Source organism: Erythrobacter sp. HL-111, from assembly GCF_900105095.1.
Classification (GTDB): domain Bacteria; phylum Pseudomonadota; class Alphaproteobacteria; order Sphingomonadales; family Sphingomonadaceae; genus Erythrobacter.
Genome location: NZ_LT629743.1, coordinates 713,469 through 736,869, shown reverse-complemented (window position 1 = coordinate 736,869; position 23,401 = coordinate 713,469). Strand labels below are relative to the sequence as shown.

The 23,401-nt window shown below is 68.5% G+C and carries 14 protein-coding genes and 1 tRNA gene; 8 read left to right on the top strand and 7 right to left on the bottom strand.

Going from position 1 to position 23,401, the window contains the following annotated elements; genetic code table 11:
* Positions 1-12 precede the first annotated feature (12 nt).
* Positions 13-1,053 carry a lytic transglycosylase domain-containing protein gene (locus BLU08_RS03520; RefSeq protein ID WP_090195353.1) on the bottom strand — a complete coding sequence of 347 codons (1,041 nt, stop codon included), beginning with the start codon at positions 1,051-1,053 and terminating at the stop codon, positions 13-15.
* Positions 1,054-1,144: 91 nt separating this feature from the next.
* On the opposite strand from BLU08_RS03520, the gene BLU08_RS03515 reads away from it, so the two are divergent.
* Positions 1,145-1,234: transfer RNA gene (locus BLU08_RS03515), tRNA-Ser, on the top strand.
* Between the two features lie 103 nt (positions 1,235-1,337).
* Here BLU08_RS03515 and BLU08_RS03510 read toward each other — a convergent pair.
* The 4 genes from BLU08_RS03510 to BLU08_RS15075 all read right to left on the bottom strand — a co-directional run bounded on the left by BLU08_RS03510 (position 1,338) and on the right by BLU08_RS15075 (position 4,780).
* The gene (locus BLU08_RS03510) at positions 1,338-2,309 is read right to left on the bottom strand and encodes a glutathione S-transferase family protein (RefSeq protein WP_090195349.1); all 972 of its coding nucleotides are present in this window, start codon (positions 2,307-2,309) and stop codon (positions 1,338-1,340) included.
* Between the two features lie 112 nt (positions 2,310-2,421).
* Positions 2,422-2,640 carry a hypothetical protein gene (locus tag BLU08_RS03505; protein WP_090195345.1) on the bottom strand — a complete coding sequence of 73 codons (219 nt, stop codon included), beginning with the start codon at positions 2,638-2,640 and terminating at the stop codon, positions 2,422-2,424.
* Between the two features lie 129 nt (positions 2,641-2,769).
* Positions 2,770-4,293, bottom strand: coding sequence for a bifunctional aminoglycoside phosphotransferase/ATP-binding protein (locus tag BLU08_RS03500; protein WP_090195342.1), 1,524 nt, complete (start codon positions 4,291-4,293; stop codon positions 2,770-2,772).
* 82 nt (positions 4,294-4,375) lie between these two features.
* Positions 4,376-4,780: a hypothetical protein gene (locus BLU08_RS15075; RefSeq protein ID WP_157674438.1), complete on the bottom strand. Its 405-nt coding sequence runs from the start codon at positions 4,778-4,780 to the stop codon at positions 4,376-4,378.
* Between the two features lie 15 nt (positions 4,781-4,795).
* On the opposite strand from BLU08_RS15075, the gene BLU08_RS03495 reads away from it, so the two are divergent.
* The 7 genes from BLU08_RS03495 to treY are packed head-to-tail and all read left to right on the top strand — an operon-like array spanning position 4,796 to position 21,135.
* A complete protein-coding gene (locus tag BLU08_RS03495; RefSeq protein WP_197676890.1) occupies positions 4,796-7,600 on the top strand; it encodes an alpha-1,4-glucan--maltose-1-phosphate maltosyltransferase in 2,805 nt (934 codons plus the stop codon).
* Positions 7,593-10,832: a maltose alpha-D-glucosyltransferase gene (gene treS, locus BLU08_RS03490; protein ID WP_090195340.1), complete on the top strand. Its 3,240-nt coding sequence runs from the start codon at positions 7,593-7,595 to the stop codon at positions 10,830-10,832. Before BLU08_RS03495 ends, treS begins: the two co-directional genes overlap by 8 nt.
* Positions 10,833-10,837: 5 nt before the next feature.
* A complete protein-coding gene (gene glgB, locus BLU08_RS03485; protein WP_090200951.1) occupies positions 10,838-13,024 on the top strand; it encodes a 1,4-alpha-glucan branching protein GlgB in 2,187 nt (728 codons plus the stop codon).
* Entirely contained in the window at positions 13,021-15,120 is a 2,100-nt protein-coding gene (glgX, locus tag BLU08_RS03480) for a glycogen debranching protein GlgX (RefSeq protein ID WP_233996068.1), read from the top strand. Before glgB ends, glgX begins: the two co-directional genes overlap by 4 nt.
* Positions 15,120-16,832 (top strand): malto-oligosyltrehalose trehalohydrolase, encoded by a 1,713-nt coding sequence (gene treZ / locus BLU08_RS03475; protein WP_090195337.1) that lies wholly within the window; start codon positions 15,120-15,122, stop codon positions 16,830-16,832. The genes glgX and treZ overlap by 1 nt, the downstream gene beginning before the upstream one ends.
* On the top strand, positions 16,829-18,790 hold the full coding sequence (gene malQ / locus BLU08_RS03470; protein WP_090195334.1) for a 4-alpha-glucanotransferase: 1,962 nt from the start codon (positions 16,829-16,831) through the stop codon (positions 18,788-18,790). Before treZ ends, malQ begins: the two co-directional genes overlap by 4 nt.
* Positions 18,787-21,135, top strand: coding sequence for a malto-oligosyltrehalose synthase (gene treY / locus BLU08_RS03465; RefSeq protein WP_233996067.1), 2,349 nt, complete (start codon positions 18,787-18,789; stop codon positions 21,133-21,135). The genes malQ and treY overlap by 4 nt, the downstream gene beginning before the upstream one ends.
* Here the strand turns inward: treY and BLU08_RS03460 are convergent.
* Both BLU08_RS03460 and lpdA read right to left on the bottom strand, forming a co-directional pair.
* Positions 21,119-21,979 (bottom strand): class I SAM-dependent methyltransferase, encoded by an 861-nt coding sequence (locus tag BLU08_RS03460; protein ID WP_090200949.1) that lies wholly within the window; start codon positions 21,977-21,979, stop codon positions 21,119-21,121. The genes treY and BLU08_RS03460 overlap by 17 nt on opposite strands.
* Positions 21,979-23,391, bottom strand: coding sequence for a dihydrolipoyl dehydrogenase (gene lpdA, locus BLU08_RS03455; protein ID WP_090195331.1), 1,413 nt, complete (start codon positions 23,389-23,391; stop codon positions 21,979-21,981). Before lpdA ends, BLU08_RS03460 begins: the two co-directional genes overlap by 1 nt.
* Positions 23,392-23,401: the final 10 nt, after the last annotated feature.

Below are 23,401 nucleotides of genomic sequence, written 5' to 3'. Positions count from 1 at the left end.
CGTGCGCGGCGATCAGTTCACGATTTCGTCCGCAAGCAGGCCGACGCTCATCGCGTAGTAGTTGGAGCAGTTGTATTCGAGGATCACGCGGTAATTCCCGGTCAGCAGCCAGGCGGGCGTGCCGGGGCCGTCGGGCCGGAACAGCGAGACGAGCGTGCCGGGTGCGAGCGGGCGCTGAGGGACCACGCCGAGCGCGCGCCATTCCTCCACCGTCATCCAGCGGCTGTGACGCTCGTGCACGCGCGGGCACACCGGGGCTTCGAGCCTGGTGCGATAGGCATCGACGTCGAACCCGCCGGGCACGCTCGCCCGGACGCCCCAGGGCTGGCCCGTGCGCCATCCCGCATCGCGGAAATAATTCGCGATCGAGGCGAAGGTGTCGGCCCGGTTGCCGAAGATGTCCGCCCGCCCGTCGCCGTCGCCGTCGACCGCGAGCCGTTCGTAGACCGAGGGCAGGAACTGCGGATAGCCCATCGCGCCCGCCCAGCTTCCGGTCAGTTCCGCCCGCGCGAAACCGCGATCGGCGACCTTGAGCAGCGCGATGAACTCGTCCGCGAAAAGCTCGCGCCGGCGCCCCTCCCATGCAAGCGTCGCCAGGCTGCGGGCGAGGTCGAAGCCGCCGGTGATCCGGCCGTAGCTCGTTTCGTGTCCGAAGATCGCCACGATGATCTCGGGCGGAACGCCGAAATCCCGCTCGATCCGGCGCAGCGTGGCGAGGTTCCGGCGATAGACCTCGCGCCCGCCGGCGATGCGCGCGGCGTTCACATGGGTGTCGATATAGGGGGCGAGCGCGGGATAGCCGCTGCGCGTCGGGCTGCCGGGCTGGCCGCGGTCGAGCCGGATCACCCGCGGATCGGGCGAAAGCCCTTCGGTCATGCGGCGCACGGTCGCCTCGCTCACCCCTTGCGCGCGGGCACGCTCGGCGAGCTGCGCGACATAGGCATCGAAGGCGATTCCGTCATTCGCCTCGACCTGGGCGAGCGAGGGCGCGGCAGGGCCGGCGAGAGAGAGCAGGAGAGCGAGGAAGGCAGGGGCAATGCGGCGCGTGATCATGCGCGCACCTCTGTCACAACCGGGCTGAATACCCAACAACCAACTCGCGGGTGACTTGCCCCGATCCCCCCGCTATGGGGCTGGCCCACGCGGACAGGTGGCAGAGCGGTTGAATGCACCGGTCTTGAAAACCGGCAAGGGTGCAAGCCCTTCGTGGGTTCGAATCCCACCCTGTCCGCCATTTCCCCATGAAAACAATGACTCAGGCATGAAGAAGGGGTCTGGCCTGACGCAAGGTGCACCCTTGCGTCAGACAATCGCGTCGGCCAAGGTCATGCGGATTGTCACCCGCTTTTGGACAGGCCCGGCACCAGGGGGTCGGGTCCTGCCGGGACGATGCCGGCCGGATTGATGTGCCGGTGGCTTTCGAAATAGTGGTGCCGGATGTGCCGGAAATTCACCGTCTGCGCGATCCCGTCCAGGCTGTAGAGCCGCCGGGTGAATGCCGAAAGGTTGGGATAATCGGCGATCCGGCGCAGGTTGCACTTGAAATGCACGTGATACACCGGGTCGAACCGTATCAGCGTCGTCCACAGCCGGATGTCGGCCTCGGTAAGCTGCCCTCCGACGAGCCATTCCTTGCCGTCCAGCCGCTCCTCCAGCTGGTCGAGCATGGCGAAAAGCGGTTGCACGGCCTCTTCGTAAGCCTCCTGCGAGGCGGCGAAACCGGCCTTGTAGACCCCGTTGTTCACCGCGTCGTAAACCTGCGCGTTGAGCCGGTCGATCTCCTCGCGGCAAGCCTTCGGGTAGAGGTCCAGGTCGTTCGCGCCGCAATCGTCGAACGCGCTGCCGATCATGCGCAGGATATCGGCGCTTTCGTTGTTCACGATCGTGCCGGTCTTCGTGTCCCACAGCAGCGGTACGGTGACATGGCCCGAATAGTCGGGCCTGGCGGCGGTATAGAGCTGGTGCAGGTGGTCCGCGCCCAGGGACGGATCGGGCGTCACGCATTCGCCCTCGCGGAAGGACCAGCCGCCTTCCCGCATCAGCCAGTGCACCACCACCAGTTCGATCGCGCCCGTCAGCCCCTTCAGGTGGCGGGCGACATTGGCGCGATGCGCCCACGGGCAGGCGAGGCTGATGTAGAGCCGGTAACGCCCCGGTAGGGCCGCGAAACCGACCTCTCCGGTCGGACCGGGCCTGCCGTCGGGGGTTATCCAGTTGCGGAAGGCGCTCTCATCGCGCTCGAAGGCGCCGCTCTCCTCGTCGGTGTAGTCCCATTCGTCGTGCCACTCGCCGTCCTTGAGAAAGCCCACGCCTTGCCTGTCCTTGCTGTTCGAGAATCAAGCGCGGCAGGCAGGCAAGCGTTCCGAATGGCGGCGCCATCCCTGACTGTGGGCTGCGGTTACCGCGACCTTCCGGCCCGCGTCATGCGTGCAGGCTGTCCTCGAAATCGCGTTCGAACGGGCCGGGCACGTCGAGGTCGCCTTCCTCCTCGCGTTCCTCTGCGGGCGGGGGGCCGAAGGGGGCGGCCCAGAACTGGAAGGCCTGCTGCGTTCCGGCGAACATGGCCTTGAACCAGAACTCCATCACGGGTTCCCACATGGCGAAGGGATTGGGGTATTCCGGGACCTGCTTGTTCGACATGGCGCGCGCGCTCCGTGTGCTGGGGTGGTCACCGCCGGTCCTGCGGCGTGACACGTGCGCAAAAATGTCACCGGCGGGCGGCCTTGGCAAGCGCCGCCTGTCCGCCGCCGCCTGCGGGTCGCAAAGGTCCTACCACAGTCCCAGCGGATCGACCCGCGCCGCCACCGCTTCGGGCGGACCTCCCGCATCGATGCGCTTCCACTCGTCGAGCCTGCCGAGGTCCCTGGCGAGCTGGCGATCGACCACCGCCGCATCGGCGTCCGAGGGATCGCCGCGCCGGGCCGTGACCCGCTCGCGCAGCACGTCAGGCGGCGCTTCGAGCCAGATGCCGGTGAAGCCCACGCCCGCGCGCCGGGCGAGATCGCGCACCGCCTCGCGCTCCTCCCGGCGCAGGAAGGCGGCGTCGAGCACGACGGATTGCCCGCTCGCCAGCACGGTTTCGGCCTCTGCCATGACCCGCTCGTAGACCGCCCGGCCGTTTTCGGGGGTGTAGGCCGCGTGCGGCAGGCGATCTTCGGGAAGCACCCCTGCCATGCGTTTCCTGAGCACGTCGCTCCGCAACCAGCGAGCGCCCGGTGCGCGGCCGATGCGGTGGGCAACATTGCCGGCGAGGGTCGATTTCCCCGTGCCGCTGCGCCCGCCGATCGCGACCAGCCTCGCCTCGCGCGGTTCGAGGAACCCGGCGGCCGCGTCGAGATAGCCCCGCGCCTCCTCCGCTTTCGCCGCGCCCTGCCCCCCGGCCGCGGCCGAGGCCGCGACGTGCGCGCGCACGGCTGCGCGCATCGCGAGGAACAGGGGCAGCGCGGCGATCCCCTCCGCCTGGCCGGTCATGTCGCAATAACGGTTGAACACCAACGCCGCCTCGCGCGGATGGCCCCGCTCCCACAGGTCCATCAGCAGGAAGGCGAGATCGTAGAGGACATCGGTGGTCGCCAGTTCCTCGTCGAATTCGAGGCAGTCGAACATCACCGGCCGCCCCTGCCACAGGCAGATATTGGCAAGGTGAAGGTCGCCGTGGCAGCGCCGCACACGGCCTTCCGCCGCTCGCCGGTCGAGCAGCGGGGCGAGCATCCCCAGCAATGCGAGGCTGTCCCGGCAAAGCGCGCCCACCCGTTCGGGGTCGAGCGTTTCGGGATGCCGTTCCATGCTGACGCGGTTGCCCTCGATCACCGCCTCCACCCGCGCGGCGCCGCCTTCGCGCGGGCCGGGCGGCGCGCTTTCATGGAAACCGGCGATCGCATCGGCGAGATCGCGCAGGATCGCGTGCGTGAGCGCGCCGCGTTCCGCCATGTCGCTCAGCAGCGCATCCGCCGGAAATCGTCGCATGACGAGCACCCAGTCCTGCGGCGTCCCCCGCTCGAAATTCAGTTCTCCACCCTCGTCGCGGCGGATCGCGCGCACCTCGAGGTAGAGCTCCGGCGCGCTGCGGCGGTTGAGCCGCAATTCGGTTTCGAGCACCGCGCGGCGCCGCTCGGAGGTGGAGAAATCGAGATAGGGCAGCTTGACCGCGCGCTTGAGCTTGAAGGCGCGCTCGCCCGCCAGGAAGACGTGCGCTGCGTGGGTGTCGATCCGCTCGACCGGGCCGGAGACGCCGTGGCTTTCGGGCCGGGCGAGGAACGCGATCACCTCGTCCTGCGGGTCGCTCTCGGTCATGGCGTGATCCTGTCCCCTGGCGCTGGCGTTCGGCGGCGCATGGCAGACTGCGCGTCCCACGCGCCTCGCGTCAAGGACGCGATCACCGGCGTCGGGCACGGCTTCCCGCGCGAGAAAGTGACCATGCGTTCCCGGCGTCGGACGTAGTGATCGGCGCCAACAGGAACCCCCTCGGCGCTGCCTTGTTGCAAAACTCATGGGACGGAAAAGCATGGCAGGGCAAAAGGGCGGCAATATTGACAATATAATCTATGATAGGTTCCTGACATTTTCGAAGGATCCTGACCCCGAGGAAATCGAAAACGTTGCAAATTCGGGTTTCGACGGGATCGTTCTGAATTTCGAAACCACGTTTTCGTCCGACGCGAATCCGATCATCGCCAAAAAACCCCTTCGGACAATCCTTCGTCTGAGGCTGGACCGGTTCGATCTCGCCGACGAACTGATCGAGCGCTGCCCGGAAGTCTTCGCGGTCGGGGCGGGCCACGCCGGGTCCGGAACGGTGCATGATCCCCGCGAACCCGCCCCTGCCAGCGGCGAAGCGCGCGTCCTGCTCGACCGGCTCGAACCGGGAAACCCCGTGGCCGAACGCGTCGCCCTGCGGCTCGAGGCGCTGCTCGATGCGGGCGCGGACGGTTTCGTGTTCGAGGGGCTAGAGGCGCGGGCCGTCCCGTTTCACCGTGCGCTCGCCGAACGGCTGCGCGACCGGCGCCAGGGTGTCCTGCTGATCGCCGCGACGCCGGGACTCCCGCGCGATGATGCCCTCGCCCTCGCCCGCAGCGGGGCCTTCGACCGCTGCCTGTCCTCGTTCGGATGGTGGGACCAGCGCGCGCGCTGGTTGCTCGACGAGAATGCCGCGCTCGCCCCGCACTGCCCGCTTGTCGCCGAGATCACGCCTGCCGCGGCCAGCCGGGCGAGCGATCCCGAGGCGGCGCGAACGCTGCTGGTGGCGGCGCTCTTCACCGGTTCGGGCGCGCTGGTCCCGGCCGATCTCGCCGCGCGGATCGGGGATGCGGAAGACCTTGCGCGCGCGATGGCGCAAGACGCGCCCTTGGGCGGCATGGAGGTCCTCACGGCGGCTGGATCGCCTGTCACCGGGATCATCCGTCACGATGCGGCCGACGAACGCTCGGCGCAGGCGGCGCGCATCCTGCTGCTCAATCCCGGCCAGGCTCCGGCCGACATTCCCGCAAGCCTGCTCGACGGGCGGCGCTGGCGGCAGTTGCGCCGGATCGATGGCACGGCGGACCCGCTTGCGCCGCTCGGGCCTCACGAGGCGCGCCTGCTCGCGGCCGAAGCCCCGCGCGCCGTCGCGCACAAGGCGCGCGGGTCGAAGAAAGCCGCAATGATCGCCGCCGAGGCGCCGCGGATCATCGTCGAGAACCTCGTCCCCCGCGTCGATGGCGGCGATTTCGCGGTCAAGTGCATCGTCGGCACGCGGATCGAGGTCGGCGCGCACATCTACACCGACGGCCACGAGAAGATCGGCGCGCGCCTTCTCTGGCGGGCCGAGCGGGCGCGCGAATGGAACGCGGTGCCGATGTTCGAGGAAGGCAACGACGAGTGGTCGGCCGCCTTCACCCCCGAACGGCTCGGTCGCCACGAATTCACCGTCGAGGCATGGGACGACCGCTTCGGCTATTTCCGCGAGAGCATCGTCAAGAAGGTCGAGGCAGGGGTCGCACAGCCGGTCGACTTCGAGGAAGGCCGCCGCTTTCTCGAAAACGCGCGGCGCTCGGCCGATTCGAAGCACCGCGCGGTGCTCGACCAGGCGCTCGCCGCGCTTGACGGGGCCGAAAGCGATGCCGCCCGGCGCGATGTCTTCACCGATCCGGCGGTCGTGGAAGCGATGGAGGCGCTGGACCCGCACCACCACCGCGCCGCCGCGCCGCCGCAACTTCTCGACGCCGAACGACGCGAGGCGCAGTTTTCGAGCTGGTACGAGCTTTTCCCGCGCTCGATGACCGACGACAAGTCCCGCCACGGGACCCTGCGCGACGTGATCGGCCACCTCCCGCGCGTCGCGGAAATGGGCTTCGACACGCTCTATTTCCCGCCGATCCATCCCATCGGCAAGACCAACCGCAAGGGGCCGGACAACACCCTGACGCCGGAAGCGCGCGACCCCGGCAGTCCCTATGCCATCGGCAGTCCCGAAGGCGGGCACGACGCCATTCATCCCGAGCTCGGCGATTTCGAGGATTTCCGCGCACTCGTCGCCGCGGCGAAGGAGCACGGGCTCGAAATCGCGCTCGATTTCGCGATCCAGTGTTCGCCCGACCATCCCTGGCTCGCCGAGCATCCGGGCTGGTTCGCCTGGCGTCCCGACGGGAGCATGAAATACGCCGAGAACCCGCCCAAGAAATACCAGGACATCGTCAATGTCGATTTCTACGGCCCCGACGCCGTGCCCGGCCTGTGGCTGGCGCTGCGCGACGTCGTGCTGCTGTGGGTGAGCGAGGGCGTGAAGGTGTTCCGCGTCGACAACCCGCACACCAAGCCCTTCCCGTTCTGGGAATGGATGATCCGCGAAGTCCGCTCGGCCCATCCCGAAGTCATCTTTCTCTCGGAAGCTTTCACGAGGCCGAAGGTCATGTATCGCCTCGCCAAGGTCGGCTTCTCGCAGAGCTACACCTATTTCACCTGGCGCAATTCGAAGGCCGAACTGACGGAGTATGTCGAGGAACTGACGAAGGAGGCGCCCCGGAACTTCTTCCGCCCGCATTTCTTCGTCAACACGCCCGACATCAACCCCGTCTTCCTCCAGACCGGAGGCCGCCCGGCGCACCGTATCCGTGCCGTTCTGGCGGCGACGCTGTCGGGCCTGTGGGGCGTCTATTCGGGCTTCGAACTGTGCGACGCGGCGCCGCTTCCCGGCCGCGAGGAATATGCCGCGAGCGAGAAATACGAGATCCGCCCGCGCGAATGGCGCGCGTCCGGCGACATCGTCGCGGACGTGACCCTGTTGAACCGCCTGCGGCGCGGACACCCCGCCCTCCAGACGCATCTCAACACGCGCTTCTACCCCGCCCACGACGACAGCGTCATCTTCTACGGCAAGCCTTCGGCCGACGGCTCCGACATGATCCTCGTCATGGTCAACATGGACCCGCACGGCGAACATTCCTGCGATTTCGAGGTCCCGCTGTGGGAATTCGGCCTGCCCGACGACGGCGCGCTCGCGGTCGAGGACCTCGCCAGCGGCGAGCGCTTCGCCTGGCACGGCAAGCATCACTCGATCCACCTGACGCCCGACGAGCCCTACCGCATCTGGCGCATCGAACCGGAAGGAGGCGCGCATGGCTGAGGCCGACCCGCAGCTTCCGCTGGAAGAATTCAAGGCGGACCCGTCCTGGTACAAGGACGCGGTCATCTACCAGCTTCACGTCAAGAGCTTCTTCGACGCGAACAATGACGGCATCGGCGATTTCGCCGGGCTGATGCAGAAGCTCGATCACATTGCCGATCTCGGTGTCACGGCGATCTGGCTCCTGCCCTTCTACCCCAGCCCGCGCCGCGACGACGGTTACGACATCGCCGACTATTACGACGTGTCGCCCGATTACGGCACGCTCGAGGACTTTCGCGCCTTCGTCGAGGCAGCGCACCGCCGCGGCATCCGGGTCATCACCGAACTCGTCATCAACCACACCTCGGACGAGCATCCGTGGTTCCAGGCGGCGCGCAAGGCTCCGCCGGGAAGCCCCGAGCGCGATTTCTACGTCTGGTCCGACGACGACGAGAAATACGCCGGCACGCGGATCATCTTCTGCGACACCGAGAAATCGAACTGGAGCTGGGACGAGGAAGCCGGGGCCTATTACTGGCACCGCTTCTATTCGCACCAGCCCGACCTCAATTTCGACAATCCGCGCGTGCTGGAAGAAGTCATCAAGGTCATGCACTTCTGGCTCGACATGGGGGTGGACGGCCTCAGGCTCGACGCGATCCCCTACCTGATCGAACGGGAAGGCACCTCGAACGAGAACCTGCCCGAGACGCACGAGGTGCTGCGGAAGATCCGCGCTGACCTCGACGAACATTATCCCGACCGGATGCTGATCGCCGAGGCGAACATGTGGCCCGAGGACACACAGCAATATTTTGGGCCGCAAGGCGAGGAATGCCACATGGCGTTCCACTTCCCGCTGATGCCGCGCATGTACATGGCGGTGGCGCAGGAAGACCGTTTTCCGATCACCGACATCATGCGCCAGACCCCGCCCATTCCCGAACAGTCGCAATGGGCGATCTTCCTGCGCAACCATGACGAGCTGACGCTCGAAATGGTGACCGATGCCGAACGCGATTACCTGTGGGAGACCTATGCCGCGGACCGCCGGGCGCGGTTCAATCTCGGCATCCGCCGCCGGCTCGCCCCGCTGATGGGCCGCGACCGGCGCCGGATCGAGCTGATGAACGCGCTGCTCCTCACCATGCCGGGTACGCCGATCATCTATTACGGCGACGAGATCGGCATGGGCGACAACATCTTCCTCGGCGACCGCGACGGGGTGAGGACCCCGATGCAATGGTCGCCCGACCGCGCCGGGGGTTTTTCCAGGGCCGATCCGCCGCGGCTCGCCCTGCCGCCGATCCAGGACCCGCTCTACGGGTATGACGTGGTGAACGTGGAATCGCAGGAGCGCGACAGCCATTCGCTCCTGAACTGGGTCAAGCGTATGCTCGCCGTGCGCCGTGAATACCGCGCCTTCGGGCGGGGGACGCAGCGGTTTCTTAAGCCGCGCAACCGCAAGGTGCTCGCCTTCCTGCGCGAGGACGGGGAGGACACGATCCTGTGCGTCGCGAACCTCGCCTCGAGCGCGCAGGCGGTGGAACTCGATCTTGCCGAATTCACCGGGTTCACGCCGGTCGAACTTTCGGGCGAAACCCCCTTTCCCGCGATCGGCACCCTGCCCTTCCTGCTGACCCTGCCGCCTTACGGCTTCTACTGGTTCCGGCTCGACGAGAAGGTCGAGGCCCCCGACTGGTCCTCCGCCGCCCCCTCGCACGAGGTCGAACATCACACTTTCGTCCTGCGCCCCGGACTTGCCGACGTGCTCGAAGGCGAGAACCGGCAGGTGCTCGAAGGCGACATCCTGCCCGCCTACATCGCCGAGCGGCGCTGGTTCGGGCAGAAGGACGAGGACATCGCCGGAACGCGCATCGCGCGCCACGCGCAGCTTGCCGACGATCTGCTGCTGGCCGAGGTCGAGGTAAGGCTCGACAGCGGGACGAGCACCTATGCCCTGCCCTTCGGCATCGCCTGGGAGGGCGAGCACGAAGGCCCCTTCGCGCCCAACCTCGCGCTCGCCCGGACGCGGCGCGGGCGCCATGTCGGGCTGCTGACGGACGGCTTTGCGGTGAACAGCTTCCCGCGCGCCGTGATTCGCGCCTTTCGTGACAGCGCCGAGTTCGACACGGGGGATGGCACGCTGGTGTTCGAGGGGGAGGAGGCATTCGACCTCGGTGAAGACGCCGCGACCGAATGGCTTGCCGCCGAACAGTCCAATTCGACCCTCATCCTCGCCGACCGGGCGGTGGTGAAGCTGCTGCGGCGGCTCCAGCCCGGCGTCCATCCCGAGGCCGAGATGACGAAATACCTGTGCGACCTCCATTACGAGGCGGTTGCGCCCTTCCTCGGCCAGGCCCGGCGGGTGTCGCCGGACGGCACGAGCCACACGCTGATGCTGGCGCAGTGCTTCGTCCGCAACCAGGGCGATGGCTGGCGCTGGACGCTGGACGCGCTCGAACGCGCCGCGCTCGATGCCCGCGAGCTGCCGGAAAAGGGCAATCCCGTGCCTTTCTTCGAACATTTCGCGACCCGCCTGGGCGAGCGCCTTGCGGAGATGCACGCCCTTCTTGCCACCCCGACCGAGGACCCGGCCTTCGCCCCCGCCATGCTCGACCGGGGCAGCGCCGGGCGACTTGCCGAGCGGGTCAATGCCGAGATCGACAAGGCGCTCGGCATCCTCGAACGCGCCGAGCTCCAGTGGGACGAGGCCGACACGCTCGCCCGCCTCAAGGAGCACCGCGAAGAGCTGCACAACCGCATCACCGCGATCGCCGCCGATGCGACCGGCACGCAGGTGACGCGCATCCACGGCGACCTTCACCTCGGGCAATTGCTGGTCGCGGGCGACGATGTCGTCTTCATCGATTTCGAGGGCGAGCCGGCCCGCCCGGTCGAGGAGCGCCGCGCCAAGGACGTGCCCCTGCGCGATGTCGCGGGCCTGCTCCGAAGCTTCGGCTATGCCGAGGCGGCGGTGCGGCGCGAACTGCCTTCGCTCGCGGGCCGCGAACAGAAACGTGCGAGCGAACTCTTCGACCGCTTCGAGATCGAGGCGCGGCGGGCATTCTGCGATGCCTATGCCGCGAGCGCCCCGCATTTCTCGGCCTCGCTGCTCGATCTCTTCGTGCTCGAGAAGGCCGCTTATGAAATCGCCTACGAGGCGGCGAACCGCCCCGACTGGCTCCCCATCCCGCTCGCCGGCCTAGCCGCCGCGTCGCAGCGCCTGTTTTCCGGAGAAAGCCCGTGAACCTGATGAGCAAGGATCTCGCCGCCATCGCATCCGAAGCGATCGAAGGCCGACTGTCCGACCCCTTCGCCGTGTTCGGCCCGCATGATGGCGGTAAGGGGCGGATCGTGCGCACCTTCCAGCCGGGAGCCGAGGGCGTGACCTTGGTCAACGCGAAGTCCGGCAGGACGATCGCCGAGATGGAGGACGCGGGCCACGGCCTGTTCGTCGGCAAGCTCGGGCGCAACAGGAGCTACCGCCTGCGCGTGCGCTGGCCCGATGGCGAGCACGAGACGGAGGACCCCTATGCCTTCGGCGTGCTGCTGGGCGATTTCGACCTCCACCTCTTTTCCGAAGGCCGCCACCGCGATCTGGCGCGCCATTTCGGAGCCGTCCCGAGGCGGATCGAGGGCGTGGACGGCGTGCTCTTCAGCGTCTGGGCGCCCAATGCGCGGCGGGTTTCGGTCGTGGGCGACTTCAACAGCTGGGACGGCCGCCGCCACCCGATGCGCCTGCGCCACGATGCCGGCGTGTGGGAGCTGTTCGTGCCGCGCCTCGCCCCGGGCGAACGCTACAAGTTCGAGGTCGCCGGGTCCGACGGCGCGGTGATGCAGAAGGCCGACCCGCTCGCCCGCCGTACCGAGCTTCCTCCCGCGACCGCCTCGATCGTCGAGCCGCTGCCCGATTTCGAATGGTCCGACGACGAATGGATGGAAAGCCGCCGCGCAGCGCAGGGGCCGGACCGGCCCATGGCGATCTACGAGGTCCATCCGGGCAGCTGGATGCGCCCGGGCGAGGACATCCACGAAACCTTCGGCTGGCGCGCGCTCGCCGAACGGCTCATCCCCTATGTCGCCGATCTCGGTTTCACCCATGTCGAGTTCCTGCCGATCATGGAACACCCCTTCGCCGGTTCGTGGGGCTACCAGCCGCTCTCGCAATTCGCGCCCAGCGCCCGCTTCGGCACGCCCGAGGGCTTTGCCCGGTTCGTGAACGAGGCGCACAAGGCGGGGATCGGCGTCATCCTCGACTGGGTTCCCGCGCATTTTCCGACCGACCCGCACGGCCTTGCGACCTTCGACGGCACGCACCTTTACGAACACGCCGACCCGCGCGAGGGATTCCATCAGGACTGGGACACGCTGATCTACAATCTCGGCCGCCGCGAGGTCGCCGGGTTCCTGCTCTCGAGCGCGCTGTGGTGGGCGCGCGAATTCCATGTCGACGGCCTGCGCGTCGATGCGGTCGCCTCGATGCTCTATCGCGACTACAGCCGCAAGGAGGGCGAATGGGTCCCCAACCTCCACGGCGGGCGCGAGAACCTGGAAAGCATCGCCTTCCTGCGCGACCTCAACACCCGCCTTGCCGACGAGGGCATGGGCGCGATCACGCTGGCGGAGGAATCGACCGCCTTTCCCGGTGTCACGGCACCGGTTTCCGAAGGCGGGCTGGGTTTCGACTACAAGTGGAACATGGGCTGGATGCACGACAGCCTCGAATACGTGAAGCGCGATCCCGTGCATCGCGCCTGGCACCATGGCGAGATGACCTTCAGCCTCGTCTATTCCTTCTCGGAGAAATTCGTCCTGCCGATCAGCCATGACGAGGTGGTCCACGGCAAGGGCTCGCTGCTCGCCAAGATGCCCGGCGACGAATGGCGGCGTTTCGCGAACCTGCGCGCCTATCTCACCTTCATGTGGATCCATCCGGGCAAGAAGCTGCTGTTCATGGGCTGCGAACTCGGCCAGCCGGGCGAGTGGAACCACGATTCGCAGCTGCCGTGGCACCTGCTCGGCGATCCCAAGCACGCCGGCATCCAGCGGCTCGTGCGCGACCTCAACCACCTGCACTGCACCGAAGGCGCGCTCCACGCCCGCGACGCCGACCATGCACATTTCGACTGGATCGTGGGGGACGACAGCCAAAACAGCGTGTTCGTCTGGGAACGGCAGGGGAACGAGGGCGATCCCCCGCTCGTCATTGCCGCCAACCTGACGCCCGAACCGCACCACGATTACCGCATCGGCGTGCCCCGGGGCGGCGAATGGCGCGAGATCCTCAATTCCGACGCCGGGCTTTACGGCGGCTCCAACACCGGCAATGGCGGCGCGATCACCGCCAGCGGCGAAGCGAGCCACCACCGCCCCGCCTCGCTTTCGCTCACGCTCCCGCCGCTCGGCGTGATCGCGCTCAAACCGGGGAGCGCGACTTGATCGCGGGCGCGCTCGAGCCCGGTTCCCCCTATCCGCTCGGTTCGACCTTCGATGGCCTCGGGGTCAATTTCGCGGTGTTCTCGGCCCACGCGACGCGGGTGGAACTGTGCCTGTTCGATGCCACGGGCAAGCGCCAGCTCGCCAGCCATGACCTGCCCGAATGGACCGACGAGGTCTGGCACGGCTACCTGCCCGGCGCGCGGCCCGGTCAGCTTTACGGTTTCCGCGCCCACGGTCCCTACGCCCCGCACGACGGCCATCGCTTCAATCCGCACAAACTGCTGATCGATCCCTATGCGCGGAAGCTCGAAGGCCGGTTGCGCTGGACCGACGGGCTCCATGCCTACAACGTCCGCTCGTCCCGCAGGGATCTCAGCTTCGACCGCCGCGACAGCGCCCGCGCGATACCCAAGAGCGTCGTCACCCACGAAAGGTTCGACTGGTCACACGACGAACGGCCCCGCACGCCGTGGCCCGAAACCGTGATCTACGAAGCACATGTCAAAGGCCTTACAAAGCTGCTGTCGGACGTGCCTCCGAACGAGCGCGGAACCTATGCCGCCCTCGCCCATCCGAGCGTGATCGAGCACCTCAAGCGTCTCGGTGTCACCGCGCTCGAACTGCTGCCGATCCATGCCTTCACCAATGACCGCTTTCTCCAGGAAAAGGGGCTTTCGAACTACTGGGGCTACAACACGCTCAGCTATTTCGCTCCCCAGCGCGGCTATTTCGCGAGCGAGAACGATCATGACGAGCTGCGGATCGCGGTCCGGCGGCTCCACGCGGCGGGGATCGAGGTCATACTCGACGTCGTCTACAACCACACCGCCGAAGGTTCGGAGCTCGGCCCGACCTTAAGTTGGCGCGGGCTCGACAACGCGACCTATTACCGTCTTGCAGAGGAAGACGCGCGCCATCTGGTCAATGATACGGGTACGGGCAACACGCTCAATCTCTCGCGGGCGCGGGTGGTCCAGATGGTGATGGATTCGCTGCGCTACTGGGCGACGAGCTACGGAATCGACGGCTTTCGCTTCGATCTCGGCACGGTGCTGGGCCGCACCGACGAAGGGTTCCGGCCCAATGCCCCGCTTTTCGCCGCGATCCGGCAGGACCCGGTGCTGCAGAAACTCAAGCTCATCGCCGAGCCCTGGGACATCGGGCCCGGCGGCTACCAGCTCGGCAATTACCCCCCGGGCTTCGCCGAGTGGAACGACCGCTACCGCGACACCGTCAGGCGCTACTGGCGCGGCGACAGCGCGCAGCGTCCCGAACTCGCCGCGCGGCTGGCCGGATCGGGCGACCTGTTCGACCGCCGCGCGCGCCGTCCCTGGGCCTCGGTCAATTTCCTCACCAGCCACGACGGCTACACGCTCGCCGACCTCACCGCCTATGAAAAGCGCCACAACGAGGCGAACAAGGAACACAACCGCGACGGGCACGACCACAATTTCACCCGCAACTGGGGCGCCGAAGGACCGACCAGGGACAAGACCATCCGCGAGACCCGCGCGCTCGTGCGCCGTTCGATGCTGGTGACCCTGTTCGGCTCGCTCGGGACGCCGATGCTCCTTGGCGGGGACGAATTCGCGCGCACGCAGCGCGGCAACAACAACGCCTATTGCCAGGACAATGCGATCAACTGGTTCGACTGGGAACAGGCGCGCAGCGAGGAAGGCGAGGCGCTGACCCGCTTCGTCGCGCGGCTCGCCGAAATGCGTCGCCGCCACCCGGTGCTGAGAAGCGCGGTCTTCCTCCACGGCAACGAGGAGGCGGCCGAGGGCCTGCCGGACATCGACTGGTGGGACGAACGCGGCGTCCATCTCGAAGCGGAGGACTGGGACAATGGCGAGGGCCGCGCGCTGTTGATGCGCCGGGCAGAGCGACAGGCGGACGGATCCGTGGTGGCGGTCAGCCTGCTGATGAACGCGAGCGAGGATCCCCTGACCTTCCACCTTCCTCCGCCCGACGTCCCGCGCCGCCTGCTGATCGACAGCGCCCATCCCGACGCCGCGGGGAACGTGGAGGTGCGCGACACCTACCTGCTCAAGGCGCGCGCCGCTGCGCTGCTCGAATGGCGGCAGGAGGCCGAGTGATGCTTTGGGGACCGCGCCTGCTGCCGGATGGGCGGGCCGAATTCGCGCTCTGGGCTCCCGATGCCGGGCGCGTCGAGCTGGTCGTCAAGGGCGCGGACGCAAGGGCCATGGAAAAGCGCGATGCGGGCTGGTTCGCCTGCACCGCCGAGGCCGGACCCGGCGCACGATACCGCTTCCGCCTGCCCGATGCGCCCGGCGGCGGGCTCGACGTGCCCGATCCGGCCTCGCGCCGGCAGGATGGCGGCGTGCATGGCTGGAGCGTCGTGAGCGCGTCGGACGACTACCAATGGCGCAATCCCGACTGGCGCGGGCGGCCCTGGGAGGAAGCCGTCGTGTGGGAATGCCACGCGGGCGTTCTCGGCGGGTTCGCCGGAGTGGCCGAGCGCCTGCCCGAACTCGCCGATCTCGGCATCACCGCGATCGAACTGATGCCGGTCGGCGCGTTCCCGGGCGAGCGGAACTGGGGCTATGACGGGGTGCTGCCCTATGCCCCCGCCGAAGCCTACGGGTCGCCTGCCGAGCTCAAGGCGCTGGTCGACCGGGCGCATGAACTCGGCCTAATGGCGATGCTCGACGTGGTCTACAACCATTTCGGACCGGACGGGAATTACCTCGGCACCTATGCCAGCGACTTCTTCCACGATGCCCACACGCCTTGGGGGCAGGCGGTCAGCGTGGACAGGGACCCGGTCGCGCGTTTCTTCATCGACAACGCGCTGATGTGGCTCGAAGAATATCGTTTCGACGGGCTGCGGTTCGATGCGGTCCACGCAATCGGGGATCGGGCATTCGTGGATCGGATGGGACGCGAGATCCGCGCGGCAACCCCGGGCCGCCACGTCCATCTCGTGCTCGAGAACGAGGCGAACGATCCGAACCCGCTCGAAGGGCCATACGATGCCCAGTGGAACGACGATTTCCACAATTCCGCTCACGCCCTCCTGACCGGGGAAAGCGCCAGCTACTACGCGGCCTTCGCCGATGCGCCGGCCGACCGACTCGCGCGGTGCCTGTCGGAAGGGTTTTCCTATCAGGGCGAGGAGGTCGAAGCGGGGCGGATTCGCGGGAAACCCAGTGCCCACCTGCCAAAGACCTGTTTCGTCAACTTTCTCCAGAACCACGACCAGGTCGGCAACCGGGCCCTGGGCGAAAGGCTGATCCGACTGGTGGACCGGGAAGTGCTGAAGGTTGCCACCGCGCTGCATCTTCTCTCGCCCGCCATCCCGCTCCTGTTCATGGGCGAGGAAACGGGATCGCGCACGCCCTTCCTCTTCTTCACCGATTTCCACGACGACCTTGCCGATGCCGTGCGAGAAGGGCGGCGCCGCGAATTCGCCGGATTTCCGGCCTTCTCGGACCCGGAAGCGCGCGCGGCCATCCCCGATCCCAATGCCGAGGCGACCTTCGCCGCGAGCAGGCCCGAACCCGGCCCCGATGCGGCCGAATGGCGCGGCATGTACGCCGAGCTTATCGCGCTGCGTGCGGCGCACCTCGTCCCCGGCATGGCCGAATGCGAAAGCCTCGGTGCGGCGTCCGTGGGCGACGACGGGGTGCGCGCGTCCTGGCGGCTGGCGGATGGCGCGCGCTGGCACGTCCTCGCCTGGTTCGGCAATGGCCCCTGCCCGGCCGATCGGCCCCGCGGCCACGTCCTGTTCGAAACCGGCAATCCCGCCTCCGGCCCGCGCTTTGTCGCGGCGCGAGAGGAGCCATGAGCGAGCTCGAAAGCCTCGCCCGCGAGGCCGGGCTCGCGGTGGACTGGGAAGACGCCGCCGGCGAGCAGCAGGTGGTCGCGCCCGCCAACCTTGAACGTATCCTCGCCGCGCTCGGCCTGCCTGCCGATGATCCTGCCAGGATCGCCGCCAGCCGCGAGAAGCTTGCCGCGATCCGGCGCGAGGCGGCGGCGAGCTTCCTCACCGCGCGGGTCGGAGAGGTCATTGCCCTGCCCCCGGACCTGAAAGGCGCGGCGACGCTCGAGCTCGAAACCGGCGAACGGCAACAGGTCGACCTCACCTCGGGAAAGCTCGGGGGGCTGGCCGAGCCGGGGCATCACCGACTGCTGCACGAGGCGGGCGAGACCGGGCTCGCGATCGCACCCCACCGCGCCTTCGGCCTTGCGGACGCGGTTCCGGGCCGGCGGGTGTGGGGTGTTTCGGCCCAGATACCGTCGCTGAGGGACTCGGGCGAAGGGGCGTTCGGCGATTTCGGCACCCTCGCCCGCGCCGCGCGTTCTTTGGGCGAGGCCGGGGCGGACCTGTTCGCAATAAGCCCGGTCCACGCGCTCTTCCCCGCCGATCCGGCGCGCTTCAGCCCCTATGGGCCCTCCTCCCGCCGGTTCCTTAACGTATTGTTCGCCGATCCCAGCGACGCGGAAGACCCGGAGCCTGCGGGCGGCGACCTGATCGACTGGATCCGCGCAGGCCCCGCGCGTCTCGCACGGCTGCAGCGATTGTTCGAGCGCACGCCTCCGGCCGCGCGCCAGCGAACCCTGGCCGCCGCGCGTCTGCCTCAAGCCGAAGTCGCGCTGCAGGCGCTGCACGATGCGCTCCACGTCCATTTCGCGGCGCGCGGCCATGCCTCCTGGCGCGAATGGCCCGAGGAATATCGCGCTCCGAACGGCGAAGCCGTGCAGGCCTTCGCCGCCGCTCACGAACGCGAGATTGCCTTTCACGGCTGGCTGCAGGGCCTGGCCGAACAGGGTCTTGCCGAGGCTCACCGGGCCGCACGATCGGCCGGGATGGCGGTGGGCCTCGTCAGCGACCTCGCCGTGGGGGTCGATCCGGGCGGAGCGGACTGCTGGCGCAGTCCCGAGGCCTTTCTCGACGGGCTGTCGGTCGGGGCGCCGCCCGATCTGCTCGGGCCGGAAGGACAGGACTGGGGGCTCACGACCTTCGACCCGCTGACCCTCCACCGGACCCACTTCAAGGCCTTTCGCGAAACGCTTGCCGCGGCGATGGCCCATGCCGGAGGGGTGCGGATCGATCATGTGCTGGGGCTGAGACGCGTCTGGGTCGTGCCGCACGGCGCGCCTTCGTCCGAAGGGTGCTACCTCGCCATGCCGCAGCGCGATCTCGTCAACATCGTCGCGCTCGAAAGCTGGAGGCACCGCTGCATCGTCATCGGCGAGGATCTCGGAACGGTCCCGCCGGGCCTGCGCGAGGAAATGGCCGAGGCGAACATCCTGGGAATGCGCGTGCTGTGGTTCGAGCGGGACGCGCAGGGGGACTTCACCGATCCGGCGGAATGGGATGCGCCCGCGGTCGCGATGACCGGGACGCACGACCTGCCGACGCTGGCGGGATGGTGGCAGGGCCGCGACCTCGAGTGGGCGCGGCGGCTCGGTCGCACCGCCCCCTCGCTCGCCGCGCGCAGGGCCGAGCGGGAGCGCCTGTGGCGGTGCATCGCGGCTCGCGGCCATGCGACCTGTCCCGCGCCGGAAGCGCCGGAGGCCTTCGTCACCGCCGCCGTCGCTCATGTCGCCGCGAGCGCCTGCGAAGGCGTGCTCGTCCCGCTGGAAGACCTCGCCGGCCTTGCCGAACAGCCGAATCTTCCCGGCACGACCGACCAGCACCCGAACTGGCGCCGAAGGATGCCCGAAGACCTTGCCGCCATGCTCGCTCGGCCCGATGTCGCCGAACGCCTCGCTGCCCTGAAGCGGGGGCGCAGGGCATGATCCCGCGGGCAACCTATCGGCTGCAGTTTCACCCAGGCTTCACGCTGGCGGATGCGCGCACCATCGTCCCCTATCTCGCCGATCTGGGAGTGAGCCACGTCTACGCCTCCCCCCTTGCCGAGGCGCGCGAGGGCTCGATCCACGGCTATGACGTGACCGACCCGACGCGGATCCGCGAGGCGCTCGGCGGAGAGGAGGCGCTGCGCCTGCTCGCCGGCGATCTCAAGGCGCACGACATGGGTCTGGTTCTCGACATCGTGCCCAATCACATGGCCGCGCACCCGCAGACCCCGTGGTGGGCCGACCTGCTGCGTCACGGGCAAAAGAGCCGCTTTGCGTCCTTTTTCGACGTGGACTGGTCGCGGCACGGCGGGAAGGTGCTGCTCCCGGTGCTCGGCACGCCGCTCCCCGAAGCGATCGCGCGGGGTCATGTCGAACTCGCCGAAACCGCCGGAGGCGCCGTGCTGCGGCTTTACGGCGGGGAGGATTATCCGCTCTGCCCCGAAAGCCTCGTCCCGGGCGATCTGCGCGCGACACTGGCGGCGCAGCATTACTGCCTCGCGTGGTGGCGGCTCGGCCATGACGAACTCAACTGGCGGCGCTTCTTCTCGATCAGCGAACTCGCCGGCCTGAGGATCGAGGAGGACGCCGTGTTCGAAGCGGTCCACGACCTGCCGCTGCGGCTCTACCGCGAGGGCGTGATCGACGGACTGAGGATCGACCATGTCGACGGTCTTGCCGACCCTGCCGCCTATCTCGCGAAGCTGCGGACCCGGCTCGACCAGGCGGGGCGCGAGGACGGACCGGCCTGGCTGATCGTCGAGAAGATTCTCGGCCCCGGCGAATCCATGCCGCGCGCCTGGCCGGTCGACGGGACGACCGGCTATGATTTCATGGAGGAGGTGTCGCTCCTGCTCCACGCGCCCGCGGCGGGCGAACCGCTCGCGCGGCACTGGGCCGCGCTGGCGGATCGCCCCGCCCGGTTCGAGGAAGAGGAACGCGTGGCCCGCCGCGAGATACTCCACTGGGAATTCACCGCCCAGTTCGAGGCCTGCGCCGACGCGCTGGCCGACCTCGCCGCACGCTCGCCCGAAACCGCCTGTTACGGCCGCGCCGCCTGGAAGCGCGCGCTCGAGGCGCTGCTCGTCGTCTTCCCCGTCTATCGCACCTACGGCACCGGCACCGCCGCCCCGCCCGAGGACGCGCGCGTGCGCGAAAAGGCGGCCCGCAGGCTGGCCGGGGTCGCGCCGCCCGGCGAGGCGCCGCTCGGCCACGCGATCCTCGCCTGGCTCGCCGGAGAGGGGCCCGCTTCGCAAGAGGCCGCGCCCTTCGTGCAGCGGTTCCAGCAGCTTTCCGCCCCGATTGCGGCAAAGGCGGTCGAGGACACGGCCTTTTACCGCTACGGGCGCTGGATCGCGCGCAATGACGTCGGCTTCGACCCCGCGCGCTTCGCCGCCCCGCCCGAGGCCTTCCACCGCTGGCAGCAGGACCGCGCCCGGCGCTGGCCGCGCGCGATGCTCGCGACCGCGACGCACGACCACAAGCGCGGCGAAGACGTGCGCGCCCGGCTCGCCGCGATCAGCGAGGTGGCGGAGGAATGGATCGCGGCGAGCACCTGCTGGGCCGAAGCCGTGCCGGGCGGGCACCGGGTCGATCCGGGCGACCTCGCGATGCTGTTGCAGGCCGTTGTCGGCGCATGGCCCGATGATCCGCGCGCGCTCGGCCAATATGCCGGCCGGATCGGCGCCTATGCGGTCAAGACCCTGCGCGAGGCGAAGCTGCGCTCCTCCTGGACCGAACCCGACGAGGAATACGAGCGCGCCCTCGCCGGGGTCGCCGAGACGCTGGTGAAGGGGGACGCGGGCGCCGGACTGCGCGCGCAGATCGGCGACTTCCTCGCACGCATCGGCGAGATCGAACGGGTCAAGAGCCTCGCCCAGTGCTTCCTGCGCCTGACCTGCCCGGGCGTGCCCGACACCTATCAGGGCGCCGAACTGGCCGAACGCAGCCTCGTCGATCCCGACAACCGCCGCCCGGTCGATTTCGCCGCCTGCGAACGGGCGATGCGCAAGGGCGCGGACGAGAAGCTGGTGCTGCTGCGCGACCTCCTCCACCTGCGCGCCGGCCATCCCGCCGCGTTCGGAGGCGGGTACGAGCCGGTCCCCTGCACCGAAGGGGCGCTTGCCTTCCTCCGCGGCGGGGGAGAAGAGGCGCTCCTGATGGTGACTGCGCTGCGGGCGATCGAGGGCGAGCCTGCCGACTGGGTCCGTGAGGCATTCCCCAGGGCGGGCCGCAGCCTGCTCGGTTCCGGGCTCCCCTGCGCGGTGTTCAAGCCCGCGCGGTGACGAGCCAGGCCTTCGCCGCCATCAGCACGCCCTCGCCCGGGACGAAGCGGCGTTCGAACAGGGCGAGGAGGTCGCGCCGGATCGCCTCGCGCACGGGTTCGTCCTGTTCCGCGACCACGCGGCCCACGCCCATGGAGGACAGCACCACGTCGAGCGCCTGTGCGGGCGTGGCATCCGGCCCGCCGATCGCCTGGCGGCCTTCGTGGGCATCGACCTCGATCCCGGAGAAGCCCGCGCCAGTCAGGACTTCGCGCAGGTAGTCGAGATCCTCGAACGCGAAGGGGCCGGGCGCGCGCGGCTCGGCGCGGGGAACCTCGACGTGCTCGCGCACGACGCCGATCATCTCCATCATCCACAGGTTCTCGCGCGGCGGGCCCCAAACGGCGAGGTCGATCCGCGCGCCCGGTTTCAGCAGCCTGCGCAGGTTGGCGAAGGCCGGCACGGGCCGTTCGAAGAACATCGAGCCGAAGCGGGAGAAAAGCCGGTCGAACGGTTCCTCGTCAAGCGTGACCCCCGCCGCATCGGCGCACAGGAAGCGGGCATTGGCGATGCCTTCCCGGTCGGCGCGGCGCTGCGCTTCCGCGACCAGATCGGGGGAGATGTCGATCCCCAGCACCTCGCCCCCCGGCGCGACCGAGCGCGCGATGGCGCGCGTCGTCGCCCCGCCGCCCGGGCCGAGGTCGATCACCCGTTCGCCCGGTGCATGGGCGGCACGCGCCAGGAGTGCATCGCCGATCGGCGCGATCATCGCCTCGAACCGGTCGAGATGGGCCAGCCAGCGCTCGCCCATTTCGCCCGCCCAATCCTCGCCCTTCAGCGGCTCTGTCGCCGTGCCCGCGCCCATCAGAAGTGGATCGCCCGGCCGTAGGCGTCGAGCACGCTTTCGTGCATCATCTCGGACAATGTCGGATGCGGGAAAACGGTCTGCATCAATTCCTCCTCGGTCGTTTCGAGTGTCTTTCCGACCGTATAGCCCTGGATCAGCTCGGTCACTTCGGCCCCGACCATGTGCGCGCCGAGCAGTTCCCCGGTCTTGGCGTCGAACACGGTCTTGATGAAGCCTTCCGCCTCGCCCAGCGCGATCGCCTTGCCGTTGCCGATGAAGGGGAAGCGGCCGACCTTGACCTCGTGGCCTTCCGCCAGCGCCTGCGCCTCGGTCAGGCCGACGCTCGCGACCTGCGGGCGGCAATAGGTGCAGGCCGGAATCCGGCTGCGGTCGAGGGCGTGGGGATGGACCTCGTTGTTGCCGAGTTCGCGCGCGATCGCCTCGGCCGCGGCGACGCCTTCGTGGCTCGCCTTGTGCGCCAGCCACGGTCCGGGCGTGCAGTCGCCGATCGCCCACAGGCCCCTGGTCTTCGTGCGGCCGAGCGGATCGATCCTGATGAAGCCGCGGTCCATTTCGACGAGGTCGTCGATCCCGATGTTCTCGGTGTTGGGCCGGATGCCGATGGCGCTGATGACGTGGCTGAATTCGGCGGTCGAGGTGTTGCCCGACGAATCCTTGATCGTGGCGGCGACACCCTTGGCGCCGACCTTCAGATCCTCGACCCCGGCCCCGGTCATCACCTTGATGCCCTGCTTGGTCAGCGCCTTTTCGAGAAAGGCGGAAACCTCCGCATCCTCGACCGGCACGATCCTCTCGAGCATTTCCACCACGGTGACCTCGACCCCGATGTCGTTGTAGAAGCTCGCGAATTCGATGCCGATCGCGCCCGATCCGACGACCAGCAGCCTGCTCGGCTTTTCGGGCGGGGTCATGGCGTGGCGATAGGTCCAGATACGCTTCCCGTCGGCGGGGGCGAAGGGCAGGTCGCGGGCGCGCGCGCCGGTCGCAAGGATGACGTGTTTCGCCGTCAGCTTTTCCTCGCCCTTGTCGGATGTCACCGTCAGCGCGGTCGGCCCGGTCAGGACGCCTTCGCCCATGTGGACCGTGACCTTGTTCTTCTTCATCAGGTGGCCGACGCCCCGGTTCAACTGCCCGGCGACGTCGCGGCTGCGCTTGACGATCGCCGCGAGGTCGGCCTCGATCTCCTTCGCGGCAAGGCCGAACTCCCCGGCGTGCTGCATGTAATGGAAGATCTCGGCCGAACGCAGCATCGCCTTCGTGGGAATGCAGCCCCAGTTGAGGCAGATGCCGCCGAGGTTCTCGCGCTCGACGATGCCGACCTTGAGCCCGAGCTGCGCCGCGCGGATCGCGGCGACATAGCCGCCCGGTCCGGAGCCAAGCACGATCACGTCATATTGGGGGTCTGCCATTGGGAGTCCT

Bases quoted from the DNA above. Each gene is read 5' to 3' on its own strand.
- BLU08_RS03520 (WP_090195353.1), bottom strand. From the start codon at position 1,053: ATGATCACGCGCCGCATTGCCCCTGCCTTCCTCGCTCTCCTGCTCTCT.
- BLU08_RS03505 (WP_090195345.1), bottom strand. From the start codon at position 2,640: ATGTCGAACAAGCAGGTCCCGGAATACCCCAATCCCTTCGCCATGTGG.
- BLU08_RS03500 (WP_090195342.1), bottom strand. From the start codon at position 4,293: ATGACCGAGAGCGACCCGCAGGACGAGGTGATCGCGTTCCTCGCCCGG.
- treS (WP_090195340.1), top strand. From the start codon at position 7,593: ATGGCTGAGGCCGACCCGCAGCTTCCGCTGGAAGAATTCAAGGCGGAC.
- glgB (WP_090200951.1), top strand. From the start codon at position 10,838: ATGAGCAAGGATCTCGCCGCCATCGCATCCGAAGCGATCGAAGGCCGA.
- treZ (WP_090195337.1), top strand. From the start codon at position 15,120: ATGCTTTGGGGACCGCGCCTGCTGCCGGATGGGCGGGCCGAATTCGCG.
- malQ (WP_090195334.1), top strand. From the start codon at position 16,829: ATGAGCGAGCTCGAAAGCCTCGCCCGCGAGGCCGGGCTCGCGGTGGAC.
- treY (WP_233996067.1), top strand. From the start codon at position 18,787: ATGATCCCGCGGGCAACCTATCGGCTGCAGTTTCACCCAGGCTTCACG.
- BLU08_RS03460 (WP_090200949.1), bottom strand. From the start codon at position 21,979: ATGGGCGCGGGCACGGCGACAGAGCCGCTGAAGGGCGAGGATTGGGCG.
- lpdA (WP_090195331.1), bottom strand. From the start codon at position 23,391: ATGGCAGACCCCCAATATGACGTGATCGTGCTTGGCTCCGGACCGGGC.